Origin of the sequence: Clostridium sp. DL-VIII (assembly GCF_000230835.1) — a bacterium.
Classification (GTDB): domain Bacteria; phylum Bacillota; class Clostridia; order Clostridiales; family Clostridiaceae; genus Clostridium.
Genome location: NZ_CM001240.1, coordinates 5,086,430 through 5,100,711, shown reverse-complemented (window position 1 = coordinate 5,100,711; position 14,282 = coordinate 5,086,430). Strand labels below are relative to the sequence as shown.

The 14,282-nt window shown below is 30.2% G+C and carries 12 protein-coding genes and 1 riboswitch; all 12 genes read left to right on the top strand.

From position 1 onward, the window contains the following. Positions 1-2: 2 nt before the first annotated feature. A riboswitch (TPP riboswitch) is annotated at positions 3-167 on the top strand. Between the two features lie 106 nt (positions 168-273). The 12 genes from CDLVIII_RS23495 (at position 274) to CDLVIII_RS23440 (ending at position 14,274) form a co-directional block, all read left to right on the top strand. Further along, a complete protein-coding gene (locus CDLVIII_RS23495) occupies positions 274-1,026 on the top strand; it encodes an ABC transporter ATP-binding protein (protein WP_009171971.1) in 753 nt (250 codons plus the stop codon). Next, entirely contained in the window at positions 1,023-1,766 is a 744-nt protein-coding gene (locus CDLVIII_RS23490) for an ABC transporter permease (protein ID WP_009171970.1), read from the top strand. Before CDLVIII_RS23495 ends, CDLVIII_RS23490 begins: the two co-directional genes overlap by 4 nt. Positions 1,767-1,769: 3 nt before the next feature. Next, positions 1,770-2,783, top strand: coding sequence for an ABC transporter substrate-binding protein (locus CDLVIII_RS23485; protein ID WP_009171969.1), 1,014 nt, complete (start codon positions 1,770-1,772; stop codon positions 2,781-2,783). A 172-nt stretch (positions 2,784-2,955) separates the two neighbouring features. Further along, positions 2,956-3,315, top strand: coding sequence for a BlaI/MecI/CopY family transcriptional regulator (locus tag CDLVIII_RS23480; protein WP_242836034.1), 360 nt, complete (start codon positions 2,956-2,958; stop codon positions 3,313-3,315). Positions 3,316-3,317: 2 nt separating this feature from the next. Beyond that, complete coding sequence (locus tag CDLVIII_RS23475; RefSeq protein WP_009171967.1) at positions 3,318-5,660, top strand: M56 family metallopeptidase; 2,343 nt, start codon at positions 3,318-3,320, stop codon at positions 5,658-5,660. A gap of 182 nt (positions 5,661-5,842) precedes the next feature. Beyond that, positions 5,843-7,549: an NAD(P)/FAD-dependent oxidoreductase gene (locus tag CDLVIII_RS23470; protein ID WP_009171966.1), complete on the top strand. Its 1,707-nt coding sequence runs from the start codon at positions 5,843-5,845 to the stop codon at positions 7,547-7,549. 116 nt (positions 7,550-7,665) lie between these two features. Next, the gene (locus tag CDLVIII_RS23465) at positions 7,666-9,054 is read left to right on the top strand and encodes a peptidoglycan binding domain-containing protein (protein ID WP_009171965.1); all 1,389 of its coding nucleotides are present in this window, start codon (positions 7,666-7,668) and stop codon (positions 9,052-9,054) included. A gap of 182 nt (positions 9,055-9,236) precedes the next feature. Continuing rightward, positions 9,237-9,923, top strand: a complete 687-nt coding sequence (locus CDLVIII_RS23460) for a response regulator transcription factor (protein ID WP_009171964.1) — start codon at positions 9,237-9,239, stop codon at positions 9,921-9,923. Beyond that, positions 9,910-11,328, top strand: coding sequence for a HAMP domain-containing sensor histidine kinase (locus tag CDLVIII_RS23455; protein ID WP_009171963.1), 1,419 nt, complete (start codon positions 9,910-9,912; stop codon positions 11,326-11,328). The genes CDLVIII_RS23460 and CDLVIII_RS23455 overlap by 14 nt, the downstream gene beginning before the upstream one ends. A 100-nt stretch (positions 11,329-11,428) precedes the next feature. Beyond that, on the top strand, positions 11,429-12,067 hold the full coding sequence (locus CDLVIII_RS23450) for a hypothetical protein (protein WP_009171962.1): 639 nt from the start codon (positions 11,429-11,431) through the stop codon (positions 12,065-12,067). Positions 12,068-12,327: 260 nt separating this feature from the next. Next, entirely contained in the window at positions 12,328-12,954 is a 627-nt protein-coding gene (locus CDLVIII_RS23445; protein ID WP_009171961.1) for a class I SAM-dependent methyltransferase, read from the top strand. Between the two features lie 327 nt (positions 12,955-13,281). Beyond that, positions 13,282-14,274, top strand: coding sequence for an efflux RND transporter periplasmic adaptor subunit (locus CDLVIII_RS23440; protein ID WP_009171960.1), 993 nt, complete (start codon positions 13,282-13,284; stop codon positions 14,272-14,274). Positions 14,275-14,282: the final 8 nt, after the last annotated feature.

Sequence of the window (14,282 nt, the reverse complement as noted above, 5' to 3'; positions counted from 1 at the left end):
GAAAATATTACTAGGGGTGCCTTTAGGCACGAGTAAAAACAATAGATCGATATAAATTGCCTATTATTTTTATTCATGTGGCTAAATGCTGAGAGAGTATATTATATGCTCAACCCTTTGAACCTGATTTGGTTAGAACCAACGCAGGGAAGTGAGTTTAATTATGCTATTATTATGCGTAAAGAATAAGCTTTCTTCTTTTGTTGGAGAAAGCTTTTTTGTTTAGAAAAATATTTTTAAAATGTCTTGTAAATTAAACAAGGAGTTGATAATATGCTTGAATTTAGAGACGTTACCTTCAAATATCCAGATGATGACTATAGGATTATAGAAGATCTATCATTTTCTTTAGAAAATGGAGAGTTTATTTCGATTATAGGTACCAGCGGTAGTGGTAAAAGTACTATTTTCAGATTGATAAATGGGTTAGAGAAATTTGAAAGTGGAGAAATTTTAATAAATGGGATTTCAATAAAAAATATAAAGAATTATAGTGCTTATATGCCTCAAAAAGACTTGCTTTTCCCATGGAGAACAATAAGTGAAAATCTTAGTCTGCCAATGGAATTACAAAAAATTAATAAAAGAGATAGAGAGAAAAAGGTGATTGAAATTCTTGAGGAGATTGGACTTTTAGAATATAAAGACAAATTTCCAAAAGATCTATCAGGTGGGATGAGGCAAAGAATATCATTTGCGAGAACAATATTAACTGGTTCTAATTTATTACTTTTAGATGAACCTTTTAGTGCATTGGATTCTTTAACTAAAATTTCAATGCAGGAATGGCTTTTAGAGGAATGGGAACGACTTAATAAAACAATAGTGTTTATAACTCACGATGTTGAGGAAGCAATTTTTTTATCAAAGTCAATATTTGTAGTGAATGATAAACCTATAACTCAGCTAGAGAAAATAGAAATTCCTCTGGAATATCCACGGAATAGAAGTATGCTTCAGAGGAGTGAAATAGTTAATTTAAAAGAAAGCCTTATAAGCAGACTTAGACAGAAGGTGAAATTATGAAAAAAAATTTGCCTGCAATTATATTAACAACAATACTTTTAGTGCTTTGGCAAGTTATAGCAATGATAATAAATGCTCATTACATATTACCATCACCAACGCAAATTTTAGTGAAGTTATGGGAACTTAAGGAACCTTTATTTTTAGTACATCTGCCAGCAACTATGGGAGTGACAATATTAGGACTTTTCATTTCAATTATTTTAGGATTAGCACTTGCTATATTTATGGACATGAGTGAAAAAGTAGAGAATGCTTTATATCCAGTTGTAATAGCATCTCAAACTATACCAACTACAGCTATTGCACCCCTTTTCGTACTCTGGTTTGGGTATAGTATATGGAGCAAGGTCTTGGTGACAATACTAATAACCTTTTTCCCAATAGCAATAGCTGTTCATGATGGGTTTAAAGCCACAAAAAGAGAAATGGAAGAACTTTTAATAACTTATGGTGCAAGCAGAAAAGACATTTTTATAAAACTTAAAATTCCAACTGCACTTCCATATTTCTTTTCAGCAATTAAAATGGCGGTGCCACTTAGTATAATAGGTGCAGCAATAGCCGAATGGCTTGGAGCACAAAGTGGACTTGGGTATTTTAGTAAAAGAATGATGACTCAGTTAGACGGTGCAGGAGTGTTTGCACCAATTGTATTGCTATCACTTATTGCAATTATTATAGTTGCGATTGTAAATATAATAGAGAAAAAGGTAATCAAATGGAGGAAGGAGATTTAATTAATGAACAAAAGAATTTTAGCATTTGCAATGTCATGTTTAATGATTTTTGCAATGGTAGGCTGTAATAAAGCAGCAAATCAATCAGAAGGAAGTAAAGGTAAAGACCTTGAAGAGGTAAACGTTGTTTTGGATTGGTATCCAAATGCGGTTCATGGATTTATTTATGAAGCTATTGAGAAGGGGTATTATGAACAAGAAGGATTAAAGGTAAATATAGAGTTCCCTTCAAATACCAACGATGCTATATCACTTACTGCAGCAGGAAAGGCTGATTTAGGGATATATTATCTTCAAGATGTGGCAATGGCAAGAGGAAATGAAAACATTCCTGTAAAATCTGTAGGGGCAATTGTTCAGTCACCATTAAGCATAGTACTTTCATTAAAAGATAAGAATATAAAGAGTCCCAAAGATCTTGTAGGAAAAAAAGTAGGGTATGGTGGAACAGCACTTTCTGAATCTATTATTTCAACAATGCTTGAAAATGTAGGAGAAAAAAAGGATTCAGCACAAACTGTTGATGTAGGTTTTGATCTAATGAGTTCTATGACAACAGGAAATGTGGATGCAACAATAGGCTGCTTTATAAATCATGAGGTTCCAGCGCTAGAAGAACAAGGATATGATCTTAACTATTTCTCCCCAACTGATTATGGAGTTCCTAATTACTATGAACTTGTTTTTGTTGCAGGAGAAGATAATCTAAATAAGAATTCAGATAAAATAGCAAGATTCTTAAGAGCTTCTAAAAAAGGTTTTGAAGATATGAAAGCTAATCCAGATGAAGCATTAAATATATTAATGAAGAATCAAAATGCAGAAAACTTCCCACTTAGTGAAAATGTTGAGAAGAAGAGTTTTAGCACTTTAATTCCAGTCATGGAAACTAAAGATGCTGAGTTTCTATCACAAGATCCAAAGGTATGGCAGGATAATATCGATTGGCTTGCGAAGAAAGGATTGCTTAAGAAATCATTTGATGCTTCTGAGGTTGTTGAAAATTTAAAATATTAGAGCAAATAAATGAAACACTAGTCATATAAAGATTAGTGTTTTTTTGTGCAAAAATTTTTATATCATAAGAAGAATTAAAATATTGACATCTAATTCTACAGAGCGTAGAATTAATTCTACAAGGTGTAGAATTAAACAATATGAATAGAAAAGAGGTTAAGCTGTGAAATTGATGAAGATTTCTGAATCAGAAATGGAGATTATGAAGATTATTTGGAAAAAAGAGGAGCCTGTTGCTACAGCAACTATTTTAGAAGAATTGCCAAAGGAAAATTCATGGAAGACAACTACGGTAATGACGCTTTTAAGCAGGCTTGTTGAAAAAGGAATTTTAAAAGTTAAAAAAATAGGGAAGTTAAATCATTATATTCCTAAAGTTACAGAAGAGAAATATAAAGCAGTTCAAACTAATATGTTTTTAGAGGATATGTATAATGGATCAATCAAAAATTTTATGGCGACATTATATAATAATAAAGATATTAGTGAGAAGGATATTTCAGATTTAAAGAAGTGGATTGATGAGGTATAAATATGGATAACATAGCTTTTATCTTAAAGATGTCATTAAGCGGCAGTATTTTATTTTTGATTATTTTATTATTTAGGCCGCTTACCAAAAAAGTATTTAGTTCTAGTTGGAATTATTATATTTTAGTTATCGTACTTTTTAGTTTTATTGTTCCTATGGGAAGCTTTGTTAAGTTACCTAAAGAATTGGATTACAAGTTACCAATAGTACAGATAGAAGCCTTTAATAATCGGAGCAGAGAATTAAATATGACAGAGATAGACAGGAAGGATATTGATGAGGGAAATAATGGTGCAGGCCTTCAGGAAAATAATAAGTTAGAAATTACAAGTCAAAGTAGTATAAAAGAAAAATCAAAAGGAATTTATGAAATACTTCGTAAAAATATAATGTTTTATATATGGCTGATAGGCGTATGTGTATGTTTAATGAAGGAGATTTTTATTTATAGATCTTTTTATAAAAAGCTGAAAAATTTAAGTACCGATATTACAAAGGAAAAGATGAGCGATGTATTGAGTAAATGCAAGGCAGAATTAAAAGTAAATAAAAAAATAATAATAAAGGAATGTGATTATATAAAGAGCCCAATGATTACAGGAATAATTAATCCAGTGATTACTCTCCCTAAAATGGACAATAATGAGGAGAAGGTTGAAATAGTTTTAATGCACGAATTAATTCATTATAAGCGTAAGGATTTATGGATAAAGATCATTGCACTTATTGTAAATATGTTAAATTGGTTTAATCCTTTAACATATATGCTTAGAAGCAGTGTCAATATTGAGTGTGAGCTATCCTTAGATGAATGTTTAGTGAAAAATATGGATAAATCAAAAAGGAAATATTATGGACAAATAATATTAGAATTAATAGAAGAGTCTGAAAGGAGATCGTTAATTATGGGAACAGCTTTATTTAAAAGTAGAAAAGAAATTGAAAATCGTTTAAAAAAAATCATGTATTTTAAAAAATCAAAGAAGTCAATTGTGTACTTTTCTCTTATTTCTGCTATAATTTTTACTTTTACTAGTGCGTTTACTTCAACAGTGGTTCTTGCCTCAAATGGCTCAAAAGTAAAGGATAGTTTGGTGTCAACTGAATTTGCAGTATTTGTTTCAGAAGATGGACTTTATATGTCCGACTTAAAAGAAAATAATCCTATTATTCTTGATAAAGGAGATAAAATTGCTGAGCCTTTGATATCAAGAGATGGAGAAAGTATTGCATATATCAAAGATGATTCTCTGTATATATGTAACATTAATACAAAAGAAACTCAAGAGGTAGCTAAAGATATAGAATCATATGATTTCGATGGTGAAAATAATTTAATATATTCTACAAAAGAACCTGGAATTTCAATATATGATACTGGAGCAAAAAAATCATCAAGTCTTATTAGTAATGAATATAAATATTACAATATTAAATGTGATAGCAAAAATAAAGTTTATGCTAGTAAAAGATATGAATATACACAAGGAGGACACTTAAATTCAAAATCACTTGGAATAATAAGTTATGATTTAAATAATAAATCAGAAAAAGTTGTTTTAGAAGGCAAACCGCTAATTAATACTGAAATTGGTGAACATCCTACAAATGCTCAGATACTTGAATCACTCGGATCAACTCCAAATGTTGCAAAAATATCAACCGATGACAAATATCTTTATATATGGAACGGTCCAAATTCTGGATCAGCTGCATCAGATATCAATCAATTTATCGTATATGATGTTATAAATAATAAGGTTATGAATTTTACCGAACATAATAATGGTGGAAATAGTGAAGGAATATATGGATTACATTATGAGGATAATATTTCACAAAATCCATTAAATAGTGATATTGTTGCTATTAATGAAGGTGTTGATAGAGATATGTTTGAAAACAAAAATTTAGGTGTAGCAGATATTAAATCTAATAATTTTGTTAAGCTTATTCCAGAAGATCAGGTATCTATGACACCATGTTATTCAAGTGATGGCAAAAATATATTATATTCAGCAAGTAACAAGTTAGATAGTAATGCTGCATCTTCAGTTTATAAAGATTGGGAAAATCAGCCCCATAATATTTATGAAATAAATACAGAATCTCAAAAGATAAAACAAGTTACAAATGGAAGGTATTTTGATTTCATGCCTAAATACTTATTAAATAATGAGATATTATTTGTAAGAGATGATGGAGGTTCGTTTAGTTTGTGGAAGATAAAGGATGGGGAAGAGACTAAACTTGCCGCTTCTTTAAATTTTAATGGTAAGTATATAAATAGCTGGTATTATGGACATTATGACACAGAAAAAGTTATAGATGTGTTTGCAAAATAATAAATTTAGAAAGTGAGTTCTTAATAAAATAGTTAATTCAAATTCAGCAGCATACAAAATTTAGAGCTAAGTATGCAAAGAATTAAGTTCATAGTAAAAGACTGGCTTTTGCTGGTCTTTTATTATGAACTTAATAATATATTTAATTATGACTATTTATGTTTCAAAGGAGCTGAAGTTACTTGGCTACAGAAACTGATTTTATACAGCCAGATAACCCAACGGATGAAGAGAGATACGAAATGTTAAGAATGACTTTGCAAAAAGCAAAGCGAATGGAGGATTTCTACAATATAGTAGAATTACTTAGTCCACCAAAAGACATTACAACAATTGTTGAACCTGGAAGCTGTAAAGGAATTAAAGTTGGAATAATAGGTGGAGGAGTTGCAGGACTTGCATCAGCCTTTGAACTTAGAAAGGCAGGTTTTGATATTACAATTTTTGAAACTGAAGAGAAACGTATTGGAGGAAGAATTTATACACATTATTTTGATGAAGATAAGAGACTTTATGGAGAGCTTGGAGCTATGCGCATACCTGTAGATCATGAAAGTACATGGCATTATATAAATACATTTAAATTGAAGACCAGGCCATTTATTCAAGATAATAAAAATGCATTTATTTATATAAGAAATAAACGGACCAGAAATGATCCGGAAGGAAAAAGTGTAATGGAAAATATTTATCCGGAATTTAATTTGACCCCAAGAGAAAGAAATACACCATGGCAAAAACTTATTTCAGATGCATTAGCAAGCAATTTATATAAGATAAATCCAACTATAAGAAAAGAATTGTTACAGGTGAAAAAAGAATATTCTTTAACTATTCAATATTTAGGCGATTTTAGAATACGAAAAGTCCTAGAAAAAATGGGATTAAGCGAAGGTGCTATAGAGTTAATTTCAGGATTAGCTCCTTTCCTTGGAGGTTTTTATTATAATAGTTATTCTGAAAACCTAATTGAAGAATATACTGTGGATTATGCTTATAGATATGAAATAGTTGGGGGAACGCTTAATTTACCACTTTCTTTTTATAATTCATTAATGTCTAAATCACCCAAGGAATACAGTAGTATCCAGGAAAATGATTTGGGAACAGTGAATTGGAAGAATGGAAAAACAGTACTTGGTATTTATAAGAAAAATCCTAATCAAGTTATTCTGGAATTTAAAGATGAAAAATCTTCAGAAATATTAAGTGAAACTTTTGATTTTGTTATTTGTGCAATTCCATTTTCAAGTCTTAGAAACGTAGAAATATATCCTATGTTTAGTACAGGAAAAATGCAAGCAATAAAGGAAGTTTTTTATACATCATCACAAAAGACTATATTCTTATGTAACGAACGGTTTTGGGAAAAAGGTGATGAAAGAGAAAGAATAATTGGAGGAGGATCTAACACGGATTTGCCTATTGAAACTATATGGTATCCTAGAAATAATAATAATGGATATGAGCAGAAAGTTTCAACTGGAAGAAAATATGATTTTAGTAATGAACCTGGAGTTTTGTTAGCATCTTATAATTTGACTCAAGATGCTATACGAGTTGGAAATTTAGGTGAAAAAGCTCGTTTTGAGGAAATAAAGAGGCAAGTTGAAGCTGTACATGGCTTACCAAGAGGATACTTGGATTCAGTAGTAGAGGATTTTAAAACAGTTGATTGGAATAGAGAAAAAGGTTTCTATGGTGGATTTTGTTATTTTATGCCAGAGCAGCAAAGACTTTTTTCATATGCAATGGCTAAGCCAGAATATGACAATAAGGTCTATTTTGCAGGAGAGCATATTTCATTAACACATGGCTGGATAGAAGGATCTTTAAGCACAGGAATGCAGGCAGCCAATGATATAGCGGAGTATTGTAAAAGTAAGTGAAAAGGAGCTGCCTAAAAGTAGAAACATGATTTCTATTTCTGGTGGCTTTTTTAGAAAAATTATATGTTATTAAATGAAGTTTTCTAGTATAATAGTACGGGAAGGGAGTAAGTACGATGAGAAAAAAAAGGCAAAATAAACGTAATAAACTCGTATCTGGAGTTATGATTTCTCTTTGTTGTTTAGCTGCTATGTATTTGGGAGTAGCACTTTATTCAGTTAATCACTTTAATTTAGGAACCAAAATTAATGGTGTTAATGTGGGGGGGAAAAGTGTTGATGAAGCCCAGAAAGAACTATCTTCTCAGATGCAGAGTTATAAACTCGAATTAGATGAACGAGGAGATACAAAGGAAGAAGTCAAAGGTACAGATATTGGGCTTAAATATGATCTAGATAAGATTAAGGACATAAAAAAAGATCAAAATCCTTTCACATGGATTTCTACGATTTTTAAGAAAAATGATTCTGCGACACCTGAAATAATTTCATATGATGAAGATTTATTAAATAAATCAATTAATAATTTATCTTGTGTTAATACTAAAAAGGTGACTAATCCTCAAAATGCAAGTTTTGAATATAAAGATGGAAGCTTTGAAATTGTAGATGAGGTTTTGGGGAATAAAATAAATAAAGATTCGTTACACGATAATATAGCAGATGCTGTACTTAGTGGAAAGACGTCCATAAGCTTAGATACAGATAATAGTTACGAGAATCCTAAATATACTTCAAAATCACAGAAAACTTTAGATACTAAAGATCTTCTTAATAAATATGCAGGATTAACTATTACTTATGATTCTAATGATAAGAAAGAGGTCGTAGATGGTTCTACAATACATAATTGGCTTAGCGTTAATGATGATTTAGATGTTACATTTGACGAAAATAAGGTTAGGAGTTATGTAGACAAATTGGCTGGAATTTACAATACCTTTGGAAATACAAGAAATTTTGTGACAGCTACACAAAAAACAGTACAAGTAAGTGGTGGAAATTATGGATGGATTGTAGATAAATCTAAAGAGGTTAAGGATTTAATAGAAGCCATAAAAGGCGGACAAGATGTAACAAAGGAACCAGCCTATGCACAAAAAGCATTTGTTAAAGGCAGTAATGATGTTGGAAATACATATGTAGAAGTAAATCTAACAAAGCAGCATGAATGGTTTTATAAAAATGGAGCTTTAGTTGTAGAAGGGGATGTTGTTACAGGTAATGTAAGCAATAATACAGGAACACCAGCAGGTACCTATGTTTTGAATTACAAAGAGAAAAATGCAACTTTAAAAGGTGAGGATTACGTCTCACCAGTAGAATATTGGATGCCTTTTAATGGGAATATTGGAATTCATGATGCAAGCTGGAGATCTACATTTGGTGGGAATATTTATATGTCAAGTGGTTCCCATGGTTGCGTAAATTCAATACCTGGTGTAGCTAAAACAATATTTGAAAATATTGAGCCAGGAACTCCAATTGTAGTATATAATGAGTAAGGAATTATTTGATTTATATTTTATTAATAAAATCTTAATACTATTAAATGGTATAGATATGTAAAGTTATGCTAATATAAAAGCAGGTTTAGATTAAAAGTCTTAACCTGCTTTTTTTATTATAGAGTATAGTAAAAAGCATACTAATTTAGCTATTTATAATAATTTAGGATGGTGAGTTTATGAATATAAAGATTCTAATAGCAGAAGATGATAATATATTTAGAGATCTTGTTTGCGATATAGTAAAAAAAGAAGGATATCTTCCAATCGAAGCGGGTGATGGAAAAGAAGCAATTGACATATTTTTTAGTTCTAGTGATATTGATTTGATAATACTAGATGTAATGATGCCTGTATATGATGGTTGGGAAGTACTTAACGAAATTAGGGAGCATTCTGATGTGCCGGTAATTATGCTGACAGCATTAGGAGATGAAAAACATGAAGTCTTGGGATTGAAAAAGGGCGCGGATGATTATATTTCAAAACCATTTAGTTACGAGGTGTTTATTGCGCGTCTTAATAATATAGTGAAGAAGATAAGAAAGAATTATTCTAATGAAATAAACATAGGAGGAATAAAGATAAATCAGGAGACGCATAAGGTAACAATAGGTGACGAGGAAATTAAGTTAAATCCTAAGGAATACAGTCTTCTAAATTTTTTGGTTAAGAATACCAATAAAGTATTAATAAGAGAGCAAATATTGGATAAAGTATGGGGGTATGATTTTGAAGGAGATATAAGAACTATCGATACTCATATAAAAACGTTAAGAGCAAAACTTTTAACTCGAGGGAATTGTATAAAAACAGTAAGAGGAAGTGGATATATGTTTGAGGTAGAAGAATATGAAAACAATTAAAACAAAAATGTCTATAATTTTTTTGATACTTATGGTTTCTTTAATTTTAAGTGGAATACTTTTAAATTCGGTATTCTTACAATCATATTATATTTATAAGAATAGAGGAAATTTAGTATCAATAAGTCAAAAAATCAAAGAAGAATATGCTAGCAGTAAAGGTAATAACTATGAATATGCTGATAGCGTACAAAATGTAGATAATATAAATACCATAATTATTGATAAAAATTATAATATGAAATATAATTCGCTTTACTCAAAATCCGCTGATGAAGAAAAAGGATTAACTAAAGAAATAAAAAAAAGCATTTCAGACTATGAGAAAAAAATTTCAAAAAAGAAATATGTTTATTATATTGATGAAAAGGATAATGAGCAAAGAACAAAATTGGTTTTTATTTCTCAAATAAATGATAATGACTTTATTATTTTAAAAAAATCTTTTAAAAGTATACATGAAAGCGTTGTAATAGCAAATGAGTTTTATATAATAGCAGGATTTATAGTGATATTTATTGGTACGATATTTATACTTATTTTCTCTAATAAAATTACGAAACCAATTATAGAGATGAGTAAAGTTGCAGAAAATATATCTAATCTTAAGTTTGATAAGGTTGTAAAAGTAAATTCAGAAGATGAAATTGGAAGGTTGGGGGATAGTATAAATAAAATTTCTGAAAAGTTGAATAAAAGCATAGATGAGTTAAAGAAAGATGTGCAAAGGAAAAAAGAACTTATAAGAAATATGTCTCATGAATTAAAAACACCAATAGGAATAATTAAAGGATATTCAGAAGGCTTAAAATATGGAGTGGTTAATGATAAAGAAAAAATGGATAAATACTGTACAATTTTAGCAGAAGAATGTGATAGAATGGATGCGCTAATTAAAGAACTTTTAGACTATTCTATGATTGAAGGTGGAATGACTGAGTTAAATCTAACGACTTTCGATATTTATGAATTTTTAACTAAAATTGAGGAACGCTTTAGGCCGATATTTGATGAAAAAAATATTGATTTCAACTTAGATTGTATGAAAAATTACAAAGTTTGTGCAGATGAAGATATGCTTGAAAAAGCTGTTAATAACTTTATTACAAATGCAATTAATCATGTATCAAGGAAAAGATTAATCAATGTAACTTGTGGAAAAAAAGAGGATAAAATAAGAATAAGTGTTTTTAATACGGGAGATAATATACCGGAAAAAGAGATGTGCAAAATCTGGGATGTGTGTTATAAAGTAGATAAAGCAAGGTCAAGAAAATATGGAGGACATGGAATTGGTTTATCATTAGTAAAATTAATAGTGCAATTACATGGTGGAATGGCCTGTGTGGAAAATGTAACTGAAGGTGTCATTTTTTATATTGAATTACCTGGCTCTGATTTTTAATTATATTTCACATAAATTTCACAAAAGAACCTTATTATATATTTGTAATCAACTAAGGCTGATTTGTAAATATATAATAAAGTTAAAGGAGAGAATGAATATGAAAAAGAAAAAAATATTAGGGATAGCTGTTGCAGCAATAATTGGAATATCAAGTATTATTCCAGCATTTGCAGATACTATTACTTCTCAAAATCAAACAGCTACTGTAGCACAAAGTCAAACAAATCAAGTAAGTAAACAAGAAAAACTTGCAAAAAAAGCAGCAAAATTAGGAATAGATATTACAGGGATGACAAATGAGCAGGCAAGAGAAAAAATAAGAGAAGCAGAGGCAGCAAAGCTGGGGGTAGACATTTCAGGTTTATCAAAAGAAGATGCTAACGCAAAAATAAAAGCAGCTAAAGAAGCTAAAAAACAAGCAGTGACTGAAAAATTAACACAAAGGGCTGCTAAACTTGGTATAGATATTACAGGCTTAACAGGTGAGCAGGCAAGGGATAAAATAAGGGAAGCAGAAGCAGCAAAGTTAGGCGTAGATATTACTGGCTTATCAAAGGAAGATGCAATGGCAAAGATAAAAGCCGCTAGAGAAACTAAAAAACAAAGTGTAACTGATAAGCTTAAAGAAAAGGCAGAAAAGATTGGTATAGATGTTAATGGTCTAACTAATAAACAAATAAGAGAAAAAATTAAAGCGAGTAAGCAAAGATCAAATACAACAACCATAGCGGAATAACTTGATAAAAATGAATCAATAAAACCATGTAGTTAATATATAGCTACATGGTTTTATCATTATAAAATAGGATAGAAATTATAAAATGCAGGAACAATAATTAGACTAATGCATAATGTATAAATATAACCAAGTAAATATATATGAATTATATAAAAAAGAAGTGAAAGTAAATAAGCTTTAGATATTGTTCTTCGCTTCAAGTTACAAAAAAGTGTAATTAACTTTATAAAAAGCAATGAGAAAAAAGGGGAAATACAATGAATTCAAGAGAATACTTTGATAACGTAGCATTAAATTGGAATAAAATGCGGAGTGAATACTTTAAGGATGAAGTAAAAGAAAAAATAATACAGAAGTTAGATGTGAGAAATAAAGTGATAGGAGATTTAGGGTGTGGAACAGGATTTATTTCATTAGGACTTGCAGAACAAAATCCAAGTATTGTTTTTGCAATAGATCAGTCGTTGAATATGCTTAGAGAATTAAAGAAGGAAATAACTAAACAAAATTTTAATAATGTGTATCCAATAAAATCTACATTAGATGAGTTGGTTTTATTTGATGAGTCATTAGATGCGATAACTATAAATATGGCTCTTCATCATATAATAAATCCTAATAAGAGCATAAAAGAGATGCATAGAGTATTGAAAAAAGGAGGGAAAATAGTAATTTCAGATGTTTATAAGCATAACGGTGAATGGGCTAAAGAAGAAATGCATGATGAATGGCTTGGATTTAGTGAAAATGAAATAAAGGAATGGCTCAAAGATGCTAATTTTAAAGAAATTGAGATAGAAGATACAGAATTAAAGGCAATAGGGATATCGAGTGAAGGAGATTACACAAAGACAGGTATATTCTTGGCTACAGCAATAAAATAATTTGAATTTGTATTGGATATGGAGAAGATTTAATAAGTGTATAAGTTATTTGAAAATTTTATTGTATTTGTTAAAAAATAATGGAAGAAACTTAAGCTTCAATGAAGAATATAAGTTTCTTTCATTATTTTTTGTTTAAAATTATAATTAGGCTTTATAATGATATCGTAAACATAATTTTTTTGTAAATGTTATCAGAAGAAAGTAAATAAATTTGTATAAAAAAGTGGAACAATATGCTTGAATATAAAAACAAATCATTGTATAATACATACTGTTAGTACACGAACAATATGTACGGAAATAATTTACAAATGGAGGGGTAATATGAAAAAGACTATGTTAGTTTGTTTAGTTGCGGCGATGATACTTAGTGGATGCAGTTCGGCTGCCAATACCACAGGTACAAAAACTAACTCACAAATTACTGCGCAAACAACAACAGATGAGCAGGTTAAGGTTAAATATATTATGGCTGGTAAAATTGACTCAAATGATCAGGTAAACATAGCCTCAAAAATTTCAGCAAGGGTTTCAGAGGTATTAGTTGATGTTGGTTCAAATGTAAATGCAGGAGATGTAATTGTTAAATTAGATACAACAGATTTACAATCCCAAGTAAATCAGGCACAGGCAGCGGTAAATACTGCAAATGCGAGTTTGGTTAATGCAATGAATAGTACAAGACCAGAACAAATTGAACAAGCACAGGCAGCCTTAGATAGTGCAAATAAAAGTTACGATATTGCAAAAAAGAACTATGATCGTACGAAATCTTTAGTAGATGCAGGCGCGGCTACACAACAGCAGCTTGAAACTGCTGATCAACAGCTTTCAGCTGCAGAAGCTCAACAAAAATCATCTCAAGATCAATTGAAGATGCTGCAAGATGGTGCAACAGAAACTAGTATTGATGTTTTTAAAGCACAAGTAGAACAAGCACAAGCAGCTTTAAAAACTGCCCAAACCGCTTTAGATAATGCAACTATCACATCACCAATTTCAGGGAAGGTTACTGCTAAAAGTATTAATGTAGGTGAGATGGCATCGCCAGGGGCAGCTCTTGCTTCAATATCTGATCCCAATGCACTAGTAGTAAATGCATACGTGCCTTTAGAGATTGCAAATCAATTAAAAGAGGGAAGCGATGTGACTGTTAGAGTATCGGAAGTAGGAGATACTGAATTTGAAGGGAAAATAGCAGTTATAAATTCAAAATTAAATTCCCAAAGTAATAATGTTTTAGTCAAGGTAAGTTTATCAGATCCAAATTCATTATTAAAACCTGGTATGTTTGCAGAAATTGGACTAAAGGAATAAGGAAAGAG